Annotated in this window: 17 protein-coding genes and 1 tRNA gene; 5 read left to right on the top strand and 13 right to left on the bottom strand. The window is 58.6% G+C overall.

Going from position 1 to position 15424, the window contains the following annotated elements; genetic code table 11:
* Positions 1-251 precede the first annotated feature (251 nt).
* Positions 252-734, bottom strand: a complete 483-nt coding sequence (gvpU, locus tag BLR16_RS12420; RefSeq protein ID WP_003409447.1) for a gas vesicle accessory protein GvpU — start codon at positions 732-734, stop codon at positions 252-254.
* 297 nt (positions 735-1031) lie between these two features.
* On the opposite strand from gvpU, the gene BLR16_RS12415 reads away from it, so the two are divergent.
* Positions 1032-2015 carry an LLM class oxidoreductase gene (locus tag BLR16_RS12415; RefSeq protein ID WP_003368275.1) on the top strand — a complete coding sequence of 328 codons (984 nt, stop codon included), beginning with the start codon at positions 1032-1034 and terminating at the stop codon, positions 2013-2015.
* A gap of 472 nt (positions 2016-2487) precedes the next feature.
* Here BLR16_RS12415 and BLR16_RS12405 read toward each other — a convergent pair.
* The 5 genes from BLR16_RS12405 to dapA form a co-directional block, all read right to left on the bottom strand.
* Positions 2488-2577: transfer RNA gene (locus tag BLR16_RS12405), tRNA-Ser, on the bottom strand.
* Positions 2578-2668: 91 nt separating this feature from the next.
* Positions 2669-3379 (bottom strand): phosphoribosylaminoimidazolesuccinocarboxamide synthase, encoded by a 711-nt coding sequence (gene purC / locus BLR16_RS12400; RefSeq protein WP_003430849.1) that lies wholly within the window; start codon positions 3377-3379, stop codon positions 2669-2671.
* Between the two features lie 28 nt (positions 3380-3407).
* Entirely contained in the window at positions 3408-4166 is a 759-nt protein-coding gene (locus tag BLR16_RS12395) for an MBL fold metallo-hydrolase (RefSeq protein ID WP_003430848.1), read from the bottom strand.
* On the bottom strand, positions 4167-5285 hold the full coding sequence (gene bamC / locus BLR16_RS12390) for an outer membrane protein assembly factor BamC (RefSeq protein ID WP_003368268.1): 1119 nt from the start codon (positions 5283-5285) through the stop codon (positions 4167-4169).
* 18 nt (positions 5286-5303) lie between these two features.
* Positions 5304-6182, bottom strand: a complete 879-nt coding sequence (gene dapA / locus BLR16_RS12385) for a 4-hydroxy-tetrahydrodipicolinate synthase (RefSeq protein ID WP_003368265.1) — start codon at positions 6180-6182, stop codon at positions 5304-5306.
* A gap of 325 nt (positions 6183-6507) precedes the next feature.
* Between dapA and BLR16_RS12380 the strand changes: the two genes are divergently transcribed.
* Entirely contained in the window at positions 6508-7071 is a 564-nt protein-coding gene (locus BLR16_RS12380; RefSeq protein WP_003368263.1) for a glycine cleavage system transcriptional repressor, read from the top strand.
* Between the two features lie 9 nt (positions 7072-7080).
* Positions 7081-7554, top strand: a complete 474-nt coding sequence (locus tag BLR16_RS12375; protein ID WP_003317382.1) for a peroxiredoxin — start codon at positions 7081-7083, stop codon at positions 7552-7554.
* Between the two features lie 66 nt (positions 7555-7620).
* On the opposite strand, the gene BLR16_RS12370 is transcribed toward BLR16_RS12375, so the two are convergent.
* Together BLR16_RS12370 and BLR16_RS12365 are read right to left on the bottom strand one after the other, a co-directional pair.
* Positions 7621-8691, bottom strand: a complete 1071-nt coding sequence (locus BLR16_RS12370; RefSeq protein ID WP_003430845.1) for an AI-2E family transporter — start codon at positions 8689-8691, stop codon at positions 7621-7623.
* Between the two features lie 35 nt (positions 8692-8726).
* On the bottom strand, positions 8727-8978 hold the full coding sequence (locus BLR16_RS12365; RefSeq protein WP_003368260.1) for a sulfurtransferase TusA family protein: 252 nt from the start codon (positions 8976-8978) through the stop codon (positions 8727-8729).
* Between the two features lie 140 nt (positions 8979-9118).
* Here BLR16_RS12365 and BLR16_RS12360 point away from each other — a divergent pair, with 140 nt between their 5' ends.
* Positions 9119-10552 carry a M48 family metalloprotease gene (locus tag BLR16_RS12360; RefSeq protein WP_003368258.1) on the top strand — a complete coding sequence of 478 codons (1434 nt, stop codon included), beginning with the start codon at positions 9119-9121 and terminating at the stop codon, positions 10550-10552.
* A 76-nt stretch (positions 10553-10628) separates the two neighbouring features.
* Here the strand turns inward: BLR16_RS12360 and nadA are convergent, their stop codons facing one another.
* The gene (gene nadA / locus BLR16_RS12355; protein WP_024639930.1) at positions 10629-11687 is read right to left on the bottom strand and encodes a quinolinate synthase NadA; all 1059 of its coding nucleotides are present in this window, start codon (positions 11685-11687) and stop codon (positions 10629-10631) included.
* Positions 11688-12011: 324 nt separating this feature from the next.
* Between nadA and BLR16_RS12350 the strand changes: the two genes are divergently transcribed.
* Entirely contained in the window at positions 12012-12866 is an 855-nt protein-coding gene (locus tag BLR16_RS12350) for an oxidoreductase (RefSeq protein ID WP_054080771.1), read from the top strand.
* 70 nt (positions 12867-12936) lie between these two features.
* On the opposite strand, the gene BLR16_RS28890 is transcribed toward BLR16_RS12350, so the two are convergent.
* From BLR16_RS28890 to BLR16_RS12335, 4 genes are all read right to left on the bottom strand, one after another.
* Positions 12937-13728 carry an ankyrin repeat domain-containing protein gene (locus tag BLR16_RS28890; RefSeq protein ID WP_232917495.1) on the bottom strand — a complete coding sequence of 264 codons (792 nt, stop codon included), beginning with the start codon at positions 13726-13728 and terminating at the stop codon, positions 12937-12939.
* Entirely contained in the window at positions 13716-14261 is a 546-nt protein-coding gene (locus tag BLR16_RS28885; protein ID WP_232917496.1) for a hypothetical protein, read from the bottom strand. Before BLR16_RS28885 ends, BLR16_RS28890 begins: the two co-directional genes overlap by 13 nt.
* A 119-nt stretch (positions 14262-14380) precedes the next feature.
* A complete protein-coding gene (locus tag BLR16_RS12340; protein ID WP_054080769.1) occupies positions 14381-14962 on the bottom strand; it encodes a DedA family protein in 582 nt (193 codons plus the stop codon).
* Positions 14963-15016: 54 nt separating this feature from the next.
* Entirely contained in the window at positions 15017-15283 is a 267-nt protein-coding gene (locus BLR16_RS12335; RefSeq protein WP_003351897.1) for a cupin domain-containing protein, read from the bottom strand.
* Positions 15284-15424 lie beyond the last annotated feature (141 nt).

Raw genomic sequence — 15424 nt, 5'->3', positions numbered from 1 at the left:
GGCTCAGTTCTTGTTGTTTTTTCTTGTCGCCAGCTCTCTATCAGGCCATGCCGAAAACCATTCGGCAGATAAGGTCAGGGCGAACATATTACTCGCCTGACAGCGGCTTGCGACATTTTGTCGCGCAAAGAGTGGCTAAGTGACGCTACTGCAGGTGCAGCATTCCGTGACCAACCAGTGCATTCTGCAAGCTGGAAGCCATCATGGTCTCGGGTTGAAAAAGCCCCGACGGACGTCGAGGCTCCATGGGGTCAGGCTGCGTCAGGCTTTTCGGCGATAAGCCCGATGGTGAACCCATCGACGGCCGAGATTCGGCCCCGCCACAGCACACCGGCATCACAAATCGGGTTGCCGTCAGTGGAATAGGTGCGGCAGTCCTTCAAGTGAATGAAATGGAAGGCCGGGGTGTCTTCAGATGACTCACCGGGCTTGAAGGACAGGATCATCTCTTTCATGGTCGCGTCAGTGCCGTTGGCGAACGAGCTGAACGGTGCCGAGATATCGTCGGCCAACTGCTCGAAATACGCATCGTGAGAAATCAGATGCCCGGAAACCAGATTTCCACCCACCGACAGCGTCACGCCCATCTCAACCTTGGTGTTGGCAACAAACTTGACCAGCCATTGCAGCAACCAGTCGATCTGCTTGCCCTGCCATTTGAACTGAGCAATCACGTCATCGTGGCTCTGGCTGGGAGAAGGTTGCGACTTTTGTACCTGATCTACGTCTGACATCTGAAAGCTCCTCGCCTCACAAAACGTTGAACCCAAGGTATAGATCAGAAAGGACGAAAGCGAAACCGGGAGGCAGGATTAGTTTGCGAATGGCCGAATGGGACGAGTGAGACCAGGCGATTTCGCAGGAGGATGGTGACAGTGTTTCTACCCTGCACGGGATGCCAGTGGTTCGGTTAGGTGCTGCAGACCGACTATTCGTGATTTTTTTTCACCATGACTGATCCAAAAGGTCTGAGATCAGCCTGAAGGTCATCTATAGAATCAAATGATCGATTTCCGAAACGGAGTAAAACGATGACTCAGAACAATCAATCGCTCGGCCTGGAGAACCATACGGCGTTCAGCGGTACATTCCAGCGTGATCAGTTGACCATCGGGTTCATCTCGCCCGCGCGAGGCTATCCTGACGGCCCTTTTCCCAGCCTGGAGGACCAGGCCGAGATCGTGCAGCGCCTCGATCAGAGCGATGCTGCGGCGCTGTGGCTGCGCGATGTGCCGTTTTACGATCCGTCATTTGGTGATACCGGCCAGGTCCTTGATCCGATGGTGTACGCGGGCTGGCTGGCAGCGCTCACGACCAGAATCGCCATCGGCACCGCAGGCATCGTCAGCCCGTTGCGGGAGCCGGTTATCACCGCCAAGCAGATTGCGACGGCGGACCAACTCCTCGGAGGCCGCTTTCTCGCGGGCATGGCTTCGGGTGACCGGGCAACAGAATATCCGGCTTTCGGAGTCGACTTTGCCAGCCGGGCTGAACGCTATCGGGAAGCGGTAACGCTGATCAAAACGCTGCTTTCAGAGTCGTTTCCGCGGCTGAAGACACAGCATTTCGGCCAGTTGCGGGGCGACATTGATCTGGTACCCAAACCCGTTGCTCAACCGGTCCCTGTCATCGCCATCGGTCGTGCTGGACAGAGCCTGGAGTGGCTTGCGGCCAATGTCGATGCCTGGATCTGGCATGGCGATGCGCTGCGCATGCCGGAGGCTGTACCGCATTGGCGTGAGGCAACCGCTTCCAGGGGATTCATCCCTTTCGGCTACGGCGCGATGTTCGACCTCGACGCCAATCCTGACGCGCCGCTACAAACGGGGCGGATGCTACGGGGTGGTCGAAAGGCGCTGAAGGACTTCTTCTCCCGGCAACGCGAAGCCGGGATCAATCATGTCGCATTGAACCTCAAGCCGACGCGGCGTCCCTCTCTGGAGGTAATCGATGAACTTCAGGAGCACATTCTCCCCGAGTTTTCCATCACCTCCCAACATGCCCGGCAGGCGTGAGGTTGGCTCCCAGGCAGGCACTTAACGCGCTGACTTTTGGCAGCGCCTCGCGACTTCGCAGCCAGACAAAACTCATCGGCAGGCCTTCGGTAGCAAGATCCAGTAGCACCGCCACCAGCCTGCCGCTATTCAGATGCCGCTGGCCAATCAATACGCGCCTTGCCCTGTGGCTCGGTCTGGATTGAAGTCAGCGCAATCTCGACTTCCTGCAGATCTGAAACGACCGTCGTGCAGGTACGGTAGAAGGTTTCCCCCGCCTCGGTGAGCGACAACCGACGCGTGGTGCGCTGAAACAACCGGGGCGCACACGCCCTTCCAATCACGCTACTGATGAGGCACCGCGCTCAAGCGGTGGCTCGGCTGGTCTCACGGTAAAAGTAGCCTTTCACGATAGAAGTGAGGGGCTGGGCTGAGGATCATCAAATCCCGGAAACCAAAAAGCCCCGCATTGCGGGGCTTTTTGGATAAATAATGGCGGAGAGATAGGGATTCGAACCCTAGGTACCGGTGAAGGTACAACGGATTTCGAATCCGTCCCATTCGGCCACTCTGGCATCTCTCCAACGGCGCGCATCATAACAGCATCAACGCAGAAGGCGAAGCCCTTCTGCTGTTTTTTTTCGTGCTATCAAGCGCTTGCGTGCTTTTTTCGCTTACAGCGGCACGCCCAGACGGTTTGCGACTTCTTCATAAGCTTCGATAACGTCGCCCAGACCCTGACGGAAGCGGTCCTTGTCCATTTTCTTGCGGGTGTCCTTGTCCCAGAGACGGCAGCCGTCAGGGCTGAATTCGTCGCCAAGAACGATTTCACCGTGGAATACGCCGAACTCGAGTTTGAAGTCGACCAGCAGCAGGCCAGCGTCGTCAAACAGCTTGGTCAACACGTCGTTGACCTTGATCGACAGCTCTTTCATGCGAACCAGTTGCTCGGCGGTACCCCAGCCGAACGCCACAACGTGGGATTCGTTGATGAACGGGTCGCCCTTGGCGTCGTCCTTGAGGAACAGTTCGAAGGTGTAAGGATTGAGCCTGGTGCCCTCTTCGATGCCCAGACGCTTGACCAGGCTGCCAGCGGCGTAGTTACGCACGACGCATTCGACCGGGATCATGTCGAGCTTCTTGACCAGGCACTCGTTGTCGCCCAGCAGCTTGTCGAATTGGGTGGGGATACCCGCCTCTTCAAGCTTCTGCATGATGAAGGCGTTGAACTTGTTGTTCACCATGCCTTTACGGTCCAGCTGTTCGATGCGCTTGCCGTCGAACGCCGAGGTGTCGTTGCGGAACAGCAGGATCAAGCGGTCAGCGTCGTCGGTCTTGTAAACCGATTTGGCTTTGCCGCGGTAGAGTTCTTCACGTTTTTCCATGATGGGCTCCGCTTGCTAAGTAGTTGGGCTAGGCGATATGTCGCCAGTCGAGCCCTGAATCTTGATCGGCCAGTTGCAGCCAGTCCGGGTCGCACCCGAGGGTGTCGACGAAACATTGCCGGGCCAGATGCGGCAGGTTGTTCTTGCTGCTGAGATGCGCCAGCACCAGGTGCTGAAGGTCCTGCCATCCCAGCTCGCTCACCAGGCTGGCGGCCTGATGGTTGTTCAAATGACCTGTTTCACAGCCCACGCGCTGCTTGAGAAAGACCGGATACTGGCCTCGGGCAAGCATGTCGCGACAGTGATTGGCCTCGATCATCAAGGCATCCAGGCCTTGATAACGCTGTAATACGTTGGAGCAGTAAGACCCAAGGTCGGTCAGCAGGCCGAAGCGGCGCTTGCCGTCACTGAAGACGAACTGCGTCGGCTCGAGCGCATCGTGAGCGACCGACACCACGTCGATGTCCAGTGCGCCGATCCGCAAACTCTCCCCGCCTGCCAGGAGGCCGGCAATTTCCACCGGCTTGCGCATTCCGCGCAAGGTCCCGTTGCTGAGGTAGACCGGCACATTGTAGCGCCGCGACAGCAAACCCACGCCATGCACGTGATCGGCATGTTCGTGGGTTACCAGAATAGCGCTCAGCTGGCTTGCCGAGACGCCCAGACGAGCCAGGCGCCGCTCGGTTTCCCGCAAGGAGAAACCGCAATCGACCAGTACGTACGTATCGTTGCTTGCGACCAGCGTGCCGTTGCCACGACTACCGCTGCCGAGAACCGCGAAACGCACTTAACCCAGGTTGTCTTGAATAACGCTCAACACCCGGCGCGCGATATCCGCTGGCGCAACGGTGTTGATGTTCTTCTCGACGGTCACTTGAACGTTGTCACCGACCTTGCTCAGGCGGACCTGATAGCGCTCGGCACGGGCATCGATCTCTTCCTTGGTCGACTTGCTGCCAAACATCCTGCCGAAGAAACCAGGCTCGTTTTCAGGCGTTTTGGCCTTTTCAGCCAGGTTGATGTAGTACAGACCCAGGCTGCGGTTGATGTCCTCGACACGCCAGTCGCCCTGATCCAGGGCGCGGCCAACACTCGACCATGCGCGGTCCAGGTCGGCACCGAGGTTCAATACCGGGTTGCCGCTGCCGTCTTCGCTCAAGGCAACACGGCTCGGGGTGTCGTAGTCACGTGCCGCCAACAGGGAAATAGAGCCGCCCTTCTCGGCGTTGCGGCCCATGCTGGCCAGCAGATCGTCGGTCAGTGCGGCATCGAGGCCCAGGTTGGTGGTGCGCGTCGGGAAGGCCACGTCGGCAGTGCTGCCGGCAGGACGCTCGACGCTGACCACGTAGACTTCACTGGTATTGCGCTGCACGCCCGGCTCGATACGCACCCGCACGCGGGTTTCTGCATCGGCGGCGACGCCAGCGGCGCTCAGACGCTTGGCCACCGAAGCGGACAACTCATCGAGGCGCTGCCACGAGGAGCTGAACTCGCCTGTCTGCGGACGCTCTTCGGCGATACGGAAACCGTTGTCTTCGAAATACTGATGAGCCACCGGCCAGACTTCGGCAGGCTGGCGCTGAGCCAGGATCCAGCGCGCATCGCCACTCTTCTGCAGGCTGAAGTCGCTTGACTCGGAAGTCGTGCCCAGCGGCTGAGGACGCGGCACGATGTACTCGCCGTCTTTCTGGGTGCTGTCAGCCACGTTACGCGGGATCGGCAGCAAAGGATCCAGGCGTTTGACGCCGCTAACATCGGCGGGCAACTGCATGGGCGGGGTCTGGGTCGCCTGGAGGTAATCGCTGCCGCGATCACGGAAGTAACCATCTTCGCCCCAGAGCCAACCGCAACCGCTGGTGCTGGAGATAATAAGAGCAAGTGCGGAAAGTCCGGCCAATCGCTTCATTGCGTGATACTTCCTCAATTAAACCAGGACGCCGGACTGGCGCATGGCCTGACGCAGCGGTTCATGACAGGCTTCGCTGAGCCAGGTAAGCGGCAGACGGATACCGTCTGGCATCAAACCCATTTCATGCAAGGCCCACTTCACGGGGATAGGGTTGGATTCGATGAACAGGGTGTTGTTGAGCGGCATGAGCTTTTCGTGAATCGCCCGGGCCGTTTGCGCATCGCCACGCATGGCCGCTGCGCACAGATCGCTCATAGCGCGCGGTGCAACGTTGGCGGTGACGGAAATATTGCCCTTGCCACCCAGCAGCATCAACTCGACTGCTGTAGCGTCGTCGCCGGAGTACACCAGAAAATCGCTGCTGACGCTGGCCAGGATGTCCTTGGCGCGTTGCAGGTTGCCGGTGGCTTCCTTGATGCCGACGATGTTTTTTACCGTCGACAGGCGCGCAACGGTCTCTGGCAGCATGTCGCAGGCCGTACGGCCCGGCACGTTGTAGAGGATCTGCGGGATGTCGACGGCATTGGCGATGTGGCTGAAATGCTGGAACAGGCCTTCCTGAGTCGGCTTGTTGTAGTAAGGCGTCACCAGCAGGCACGCGTCGGCACCCGCATTTTTGGCGTTGGTGGTCAGTTCGACGGCTTCACGCGTCGAATTGGCGCCTGTACCGGCGATGACCGGAATGCGACCTGCAACCTGAGTGACCACCCGGCGGATGACTTCGATGTGTTCGTTCACATCCAGCGTCGCCGATTCACCGGTGGTGCCTACGGCAACAATGGCGTTGGTGCCCTCTTGCAAGTGGAAGTCAACCAGTTTGCTCAGGCTGTCCCAGTCCAGACGACCTTGTGCATCCATTGGTGTGACCAGTGCCACCATACTGCCCGCAATCATGCAACCGCTCCTGCCGGAAAAAGAGAGCCGTAATGGTACTGGCGCTATCAGCCTTGTACAAGCGAAGTACCGCGCTCTGAGCATTCCCCTGAGCGATGGTTTTCGCTACCCTTCGTCCTTTGATCGGTACTGGTCACCTGCGCACCTCGCTCAATCGGTCGAATTTGTCGCCAGAAGCCCTGCCCCAGCGCACTCCAGCCCAGTCATGGTATATCCATGCAGGCCAAGCGCCGAGGGACCCGGCAAGTTATCTTGCGCCATCGATTGTCGAAACAGCCCCGCAAGTCCGAAAAAGTACCGACCGCTCATCGTCTAGGAATGCTGCATGTCGTCCACCCCCACAGTTCGCGAACAATTCCTTGTCATCAGTGCCCTTGGCGCAAACCCCATGGAGCTGACCAACGTCCTGTGCCGCGCCAGCCATGAAAACCGCTGCTCGGTCGTCACCTCGCGCCTCACCCGCCACGGCGAGTGCAGTGCGCTGATTCTTCAGGTGTCGGGCAGCTGGGACGCTCTGGCGCGCCTTGAAACCGGCCTGGCGAGTCTCTCCAAGAAGCATGCGTTCACGACCAGCGTCGTGCGCAGCGCCACGCTGGAGAACCGTCCGGAAGCCCTGCCCTACGTGGCCTACGTCAGCTCGGCGTACCGCCCGGACATCATCAATGAGCTGTGTCAGTTCTTCATTGACCACAACGTCGAGCTGGAGAACCTGATCTGCGACACCTATCAGGCTCCGCAGACCGGCGGCACCATGCTCAACGCCACGTTTACGGTGACACTGCCTGCCGGGACGCAGATCAGCTGGCTGCGCGATCAATTCCTCGATTTCGCCGACGCGTTGAATCTGGACGCACTGATCGAACCCTGGCGCCCACAAGCCCCAATGTAAGGAGTCCTCATGACTGTCACAGTAGATCATCCGGTTCCCGATTTTCAGGCACCCGCTACCAGCGGACAGACTGTCGAGCTGTCTGCGCTCAAGGGTCAGCAGGTCGTGATTTATTTTTACCCGAAAGACAACACGCCCGGCTGCACCACGCAGGGCCAGGACTTTCGTGACCATATCGCGCAGTTTCAGGCAGCCAACACGGTTGTGCTCGGTGTTTCCCGGGACAGCCTGAAGACCCACGAAAACTTCAAGGCCAAGCAGTCTTTCCCGTTCGAGCTGATTTCGGACAAGGACGAAGCTGTCTGCCAACTGTTCGACGTCATCAAGCTCAAGAAGCTCTACGGCAAGGAATACCTGGGCGTCGACCGCAGCACCTTCCTGATCGACAAGGAAGGCGTACTGCGTCAGGAATGGCGCGGTGTGAAAGTGCCAGGCCATGTGGCTGAAGTATTGGCGCAGGCCGAAGCCCTGAACAAAGGCTGATCAGCATGCCCCGCTGCGGCGCGCAAGGTGCCGCAGCGATTCAGTCCTGCTGTCGCAATGATCGCGTCAAAGCAACGGGGCTACCGTCGGCTCATTGCGTGGCCAGGCGTCGAGCACGGCCTTGAACAGCGTGGCCAGCGGAATCGCAAAGAAGATCCCCCAGAACCCCCACAGCCCACCGAACAACAGCACGGCGCAGATGATTGCGACCGGGTGCAGATTGACGGCCTCGGAAAACAACAGAGGCACCAGCACGTTGCCATCCAGCGCCTGAATGATCCCGTGAGCGATCATCAGGTAGATGAACTGATCACCCCAACCCCACTGAAACAGACCGATCAACGCCACCGGCACGGTGACCACCACTGCGCCGACATAAGGCACGACCACCGATATGCCGACCAGCATTGCCAGCAGCGCCGCGTAATTGAGCCCGAGCGCGGCGAAAGCGATGTAGGTCACGCCACCACAGATGAAAATCTCGATGACCTTGCCGCGAATGTAATTGGCAATCTGGCGCTTCATCTCATCCGCCACCCGGTTGATCAAGGCACGCTCACGGGGCAGATAACCACGCGCCCAGCGGCCGATCATGTGCCGATCCTTTAGGAAGAAGAACACCAGAATCGGTACCAGCACCAGATAGATCATCAGGTTGACCAGCAGAGGCAGACTGGAGATCGAGAACGTCAGCGCCAACTGACCGATCTTGCCCACTTCACCACGGGCGACTTCAATGGCCAGCAGCACTTGCTCGTCGGACACCAGATGCGGATAACGCTCGGGCAGCAACAGCAGTACCGACTGCCACTTGGCAAGCATGCCCGGTGCTTCGTTGAATAAGGTGATCAACTGATGCCAGAGCAGAGGCACCAACACCAGCAGGAACACCAGCAATACGCCGATGAACAGGGTGAAGACCAGACCGACGGCGGCCATTTCAGGCATGTGCAGGCGTTCCAGAGCACTGACCAGGCCATGCATCAGAAACGCCAGCACCAGACCGGCGAGAACCGGCGCCAGCATGCCGCCCAGCGTCAGGACAAGGGTGAACGCCAGAAACAGCAAAACTGCCAGGACCACCGCTTCCTCGTCAGAGAAATAGCGTTGCACCCAATTGCGAAGCACATTGAACATCAAACATCCTTTTCGAAAAAAACCGCAGCAATGGATCAGGCCTTGCGCAGCCAGTAACGATAAATGCCAGCATCGACCTCTTCATACAGCAACTCATGCCCGGCAAGCCTGGCAAAGGTTCGAAAATCGCGCTGCGAACCGGCATCGGTGGCAATGACTTTAAGCACCGCGCCGCTGGCCAGGCGGTTGAGCTCCATCTTGGCTTTCAGCAGGGGCAGCGGACAGTTGAGACCACTGGCATCCAGTTCGGCATCACAGGCCTCGGGGCGCACTACAGCGTCAGACATCGTTTCTCTCCAGGCGGACACATCGAATTACAAAGCGGGGCCGAAAAGGCAGCACGAACAAGGCGGCAAGAATACCTCACTCTGGTCAGCACGCCATTGAGCCAGCTACAGTACAGGTTCTTCTGACCAGAGCTTCGTGCATGAATTTTTTGCGTCCTACACTGCTCACTCTCGCCTGCCTGTTCGCTACACACGGCATGGCGGATGACCTCCCCTCACTGGGTGACGCCAGCTCCTCGATTGTCTCTCCCGAACAGGAGCACCGTCTGGGCCGTGCGTGGCTGGGGTTGCTGCGCGGCCAGGTGGCGCAGCTGTCGGACCCGCAACTCAAGGACTACGTCGAAACCTCGGTCTACAGCCTTGCCGAGACCAGTCAGGTTCAGGACCGGCGGCTTGAATTCATCCTGATCAACAGCCCGCAACTCAACGCCTTTGCCGCACCCGGCGGGATCATCGGCGTCAACGGCGGTCTGTTTCTCAATGCTCAGACCGAGGGCGAGTACGCTTCGGTACTGGCTCACGAGCTGGCTCACTTGTCGCAGCGCCACTTCGCCAGAGGCATAGAAGCCCAGCAACGCATGCAGGTGCCAGTCATGGCCGCGATGCTGGCAGGTATCGTCATGGCAGCCGCAGGCGCCGGTGATGCGGGTATCGCCACCATCGCCGGCTCACAGGCCGCCGCGATCCAGGAGCAACGGCGCTTTTCACGCCAGAACGAGCAGGAGGCCGACCGCATCGGCATTCTCAACCTGGAGAAGGCCGGTTATGACCCGCGTAACATGCCGACCATGTTCGAGCGCCTCATGCGCCAATATCGATTCGACGCCAGACCTCCGGAGTTTCTGCTGACTCACCCGGTCAGCGAATCGCGGATCGCCGACACACGCAACCGTGCCGAACAGGCCAAACCGGGCGGTAAGGAAGACAGCGTGCTGTATCAACTGATGCGCGCCCGCGTGGCACTGATCTATGAAGAAACGCCTGGCATCGCCGCCAAGCGCTTCCGTGCGCAACTGGTTGAAAACCCGAAATCCGATCCGGCGCGCTATGGTCTGGCCATCGCACAGATCAAGGGCGGACAGTTGAACGAGGCCAGGGAAACCCTCAAGCCATTGCTCGAAAAAGCGCCGAACGACATTACCTACAACCTGACGCAGATCGATCTGGACATCACCAATAACCGGCTGGCCGATGCGCAGCAGCGTGTCGATCGCATGCTGACGCTGTACCCCGGCAATTATCCGCTCAACGACGTGCGTATCGACGTGCTGCTCAAGCAGAACCGCACGGCCGAAGCCGAGAAAAGCCTTGAAGCGCTGCTCAAGACCCGCCCGGACGATCCGGACATCTGGTACGTCGTGGCGGAAACCCGTGGCCTGAATGGCAACACCATCGGGCTGCATCAGGCGCGCGCCGAGTACTTTGCGCTGGTCGGTGATTTCCGTCAGGCGATCCAGCAGCTGGACTTCGCCAAACGCCGTGCGGCCAATAATTTTCAGCTGGCATCACGGATCGATGCGCGGCAAAAGGATCTGATCGAGCAGGAGCGGATGGTCAAGGACATGATGAACTGATCGTCCGGCGCAAGGCGCCCGATACGACCACAAATGAAAAGCCCGACGCTTCAGTCGGGCTTTTTCATCACAGCGGTCAGGCGTTGCCTGCCTGTCGCAAGCGCGCTGCCTGAGTGAAGTCCAGCATGCGTTGCAATGGGCGCACGGCATTGGGGATCAGCGCCGGGTCGACAAATATCTCGTTGCTGCCCTCACGAAGGCACTGCAAGGTGCGCTCAAGCGTATTCATCGCCATCCACGGGCAATGTGCGCAACTCCGGCACGCCGCGCCGTTACCGGCCGTAGGCGCCTCGATAAAGATCTTGTCCGGACACAGCTGCTGCATCTTGTAGAAGATGCCGCGGTCAGTGGCGACGATGAACGTCTTGTTGGGCAAGCGTTGCGCTGCAGCAATCATCTGGCTGGTGGAGCCGACCACGTCAGCCAGCTCGATGACCGCTTCCGGCGACTCCGGGTGAACCAGAATCGCAGCCTCGGGGTACAAGGCTTTCATGTCTTCGAGCTGCTTGGATTTGAACTCTTCGTGGACGATGCAGGCACCGTCCCACAACAGCATGTCGGCACCGGTTTCACGCTGAATGTAGCGGCCCAGGTGCTTGTCTGGCGCCCAGATGATTTTCTCACCGTTGTCCATCAGACTCTCGACGATCTCCAGCGCACAGCCTGAGGTCACTACCCAGTCCGCACGGGCTTTGACCGCTGCCGAGGTGTTGGCATACACCACCACCGTACGCTCCGGATGCTGGTCGCAAAAAGCGGAAAACTCGTCGACCGGGCACCCCACATCGAGCGAGCAGGTGGCCTCGAGCGTCGGCATGAACACGCGTTTTTCCGGGTTGAGGATCTTCGCGGTTTCGCCCATGAAACGTACACCCGCCACCAGCACAGTACTGGCCGCGTGGTTATTGCTGAAGCGCGCCATTTCCAGAGAGTCGGCCACGCAGCCACCGGTTTCCTCGGCCAGCGCCTGGATAACCGGATCACAGTAATAGTGAGCGACCAGCACGGCGTCCTGCTTCTTGAGTTCCTCAGCAATGTCGGCACGGTAACGCGCCTGCTCTGCCGGGCTCAACGTCCTGGGCTGTTTGGCATCAAGATGCGCCTGCACCAGGAAACGTTCGGAGATCTGTGTCATGTTCACGGGACCTGAAAGCGCCAGTGCGCGAAAGGCAAGTTTACACCCGAAATACAGGCAATAAAAAAAGCCTGACAGAGGCTGCGCCATCTGTACAAAGGCTTATGGCTGATACCCGGTGGATATCGGCCAGACTTCTCTTGAGGCGCGCCGATTCTAGCGCCAAAAAACTGATTTAACAGCTGTTTCTGGCTCATCAGGCAGCGATGAGAAGCGTTCCTGAAGACCCGCTTGCCTAGGCGTGATTCCGACCGGCGACTCAATGAAACGACGCACGTTATGCCCTGTCACAGCCATTAGCCCCCTTGTGACGGAGAAAATGACATGGCAAGCGAATCGACCAATACCCCGGTGTGGTTCATCACCGGCTGTTCCACCGGCTTCGGCCGCGAACTGGCCAAACTTGTCATCGCTCGCGGCTGGCGCCTCGTGGCAACGGCCAGGGACAAGTCGCGAGTCGCAGACTTGGCCGAGGGCGCGGAAGGCCAGGTACTGGTGGTCGACCTCGACGTCGGCAAGGCAGACCAGATAGAAGCCGCAGTGGCTGCCGCAAAGGAGCAGTTCGGCAGAATCGACGTACTGGTCAACAATGCGGGTTACGGTTATCAGAGCTCGATCGAAGAAGGCGAGGATGCTGAAATCCGTGCCCAGTTCGATGCCAACGTGTTTGGTCTGTTCGCCGTCACCCGCGCCGTGCTGCCGATCATGCGCGAACAACGCAGCGGCCACATCATCAATATCACTTCGGTTGCCGGCCTTATCGGCTTTCCGGGATCGGGCTACTACGCAGCCTCCAAGCACGCCGTCGAAGGTTTTTCCGACGCGCTGCTCGCGGAGGTCAAGCCATTGGGGATTTCCGTCACGTGCGTAGAGCCGGGGCCGTTTCGCACCGACTGGGCAGGACGCTCATTGCGCCAGACGCCATCGCGCATCGACGACTACAAGGACACTGCCACCAAGCGTCTGGAGTCGACCAGACAATCGAGTGGCAATCAGGCCGGGGACCCGGTACGCGCCGCAGAGGCGATGGTCGCCCTGACCCAAAAAGCCGATGCGCCGCGTCATCTTGTATTGGGCAGCTGGGGATATGACGCCGTGGTGGCTGATCGTCAGGCACGCTTGAAGCAGATCGAGCAGGTTCACGACATCAGCATCGGCGCGGACTTTCCGAAAGAGTGAGGTGCTGAGCACTGCACAGCTGCCAGGCAGGGACGATGAATGCTGTCAGGCACGCATCGCCCACCCATTCTCAAACGTTGGTCCAGTCACTTAAATCGCCAGCCCGCAGTCGAGAATTGATCTCCTGCAACTGATGCAAAGGGAGCGCTCCCAGAGGCTTCCCCTTTGCCTGCTCGGCCACTTGAGCTGCCAGGTTTTGCCGAAATGCCTGTATTTGTTGCGCGTCCAGATACTGAGCTTTTTGGCTTTTTTGGCCTTTAACACGCACGACTATGTCGGTAGGCAATTCAAAGCCCTTGACCGCGCACCCCAGGCACAATGTGGCGAAATCACCCAGGCTACGCACCTCCACTTCTTTCAGCTTCCCACCATTCTCCGGACTTCCGGCAAGTGGGTGCTCGGTATCCTGATAGGAGTGCTGTGTGGTTTTCGAGCGTAATTTGATTTCATGCGTAGACAGGTTGTTGATTTTCTCGAAACCGAACACCAGTGGAACAATGGCTCCCTTGTTCAACAAACCCAGGTAAGGGGCCTTGCCATTTTCCAGAGAACGCTGCAGTTCACTCGCCGCCTGATGATAAAAGCGATTCAGCTCTTCACCCTGTAACTTCTTTACCTGCCCATCGACTCTCAACTCAATCGAGCCAGGTAACTTCAGTGACTCCAGATGCTCGCCCAGTGGGGCATTGATGAATGGGAGCCCGCCTAATTTATTGATGTACCCGCCATGCAGTAAACGTTGCAGCCACGCAGCACCTTCGATATGCAGCGTCTCTGGGCTGCTCACTTCGATCGATGGCGCGAGTTCATTGGTGGAGAGCGATCTGCCGTTGTCCAGCGCATGCAGGATCACTTGCGCCATTCGGTGTTGCTGAGCGCGCGAGTAAGCATTGCTGGGATGCATCCCCTCACCTCTCGCATAGACTCTGGGCTTGCTGCGCAAGTCTGCACGAGTGGTTTCAGCGCTCGCACTCTCCCGCGTTCGATCAGAGAAAAACACCTTGCCTTCAAGAGACTGGGTTCCACCCTTTGCATCATTGACACCGCCCTGAGCGCTCCCGACTGCAGGATTTCCAGGCCCCAGGGCGTTCCGTGCAGAGCCTCGGGCTTGGTATAGCCCAGTTGCGCAGTCGGATTGAGTGACTGCAGTAATGCCATGCGCAGACTGGAACGGCTGCGCTCGTCGATATCACGCATAGTGTCGAGGACGTCCAGAGGCGAGTGCCCTTGTGCATCCAGTTTATTGGCGCGCGCGCCCTCATTGCGCAGCTGCGCTACGGCCTTGCTGTCGCGACTGACCACTGCAGCATGCAGCGCAGTGCCAGGCGATGGCGCTTGAGTTGCCGGCGAATGAGCGGGCGGGATGAAAGACGGAGAATTACGAATGGGGTTCATGGCGGGTCTCATGGCCTAAAACCCCTTGGTGGACCCGACGCAGACAGCGGTTCCAATACAGACAGGTCTCTGTCCGTCACTGAAGGGCGTCTTGCCGTTACGCCGACTCCACCGCCACCTCAATCATGCGTTGTCTTGGATCGGCGACGCATATACCGCACCAACGCCGCGAGAGTCACCAGTGCTACCACCGAAAGGAAGATTGGCAGGCGATACGGCTTCAGGTCACCAAGTAAATGCTGTAACGCCTCTCCGGCCCAATAGCCGGCGCAGACGAACAGGGTTGCCCAGACTGCCGCACTCAGCACATTGATAAGCGCGAAACGCCAAGGTGACAGGCCACTTGCACCTATTACCATGGGCCCCACCAGGCGCATGCCGTAGAGAAAGCGAACAGCGAATACCGAGGTCGTGGGGTAGCGCTGGATGAGACCCTCGACCCGCCTAATGGCAGACTGGTGACGCTTGAGTCTGGGCAGCAGGCGCTCCCCGGAATAACGTCCGGTCCAGAATAACAACTGATCGCCGAGCATACCGCCCAACGTAGCCAAGCCGATTACTTGCAGCAATTGCAAAGTGCCCTGATGCGCAGCGATACCGCCAAGGATCAACACTGTTTCACCTTCCAACAGGCAGCCCAGGAAGATGACCCAATAGCCGTAGGCGGCGATCAGCGCGTTGAGGTCGAGATGTTCGAACATGGTCTTTCCTGTACGTCTGACATCACTTGAATCCAGGCTGAAAGGCCAGCGTCGTCACTTTCTTCCCACGAGGTACCGTACGCCATGCTCACCAAACACTTCCGAATGGGGCTCGTTACATTCCAGGTGAAAAATATCTCCTGAGTTGTAGGTGAAATCACCATCAGATTTATGGATGACGAGGCTACCGTGCAGAACCAGCGCCATCGCCTCAAAGTTGTGGGCATGCGAGTTCAGCGTTCCAAACGCTTCGCGCTCAACTTCAACAACGGTTCCAAACCCTTCGGCAGCCAGCAGTTGCAAAAAAGCCTCTTTTTCCATTTTTCACTTTTCCTGAATCTTTTGGATGGAGTAGCGAACCTGATCGACGGCTGGAATGGCGGCGCCGGGACAACTAATCACAGCGTTATAGATCACTTTGAGGGAGCAACATTCAATAAGTTTGCCAGCGCTTCCGGCCCT

Origin of the sequence: Pseudomonas sp. BS3767, from assembly GCF_900099665.1 — a bacterium.
Lineage (GTDB): Bacteria > Pseudomonadota > Gammaproteobacteria > Pseudomonadales > Pseudomonadaceae > Aquipseudomonas > Aquipseudomonas cerasi.
This window is presented reverse-complemented; position numbering and strand designations above follow the sequence as displayed.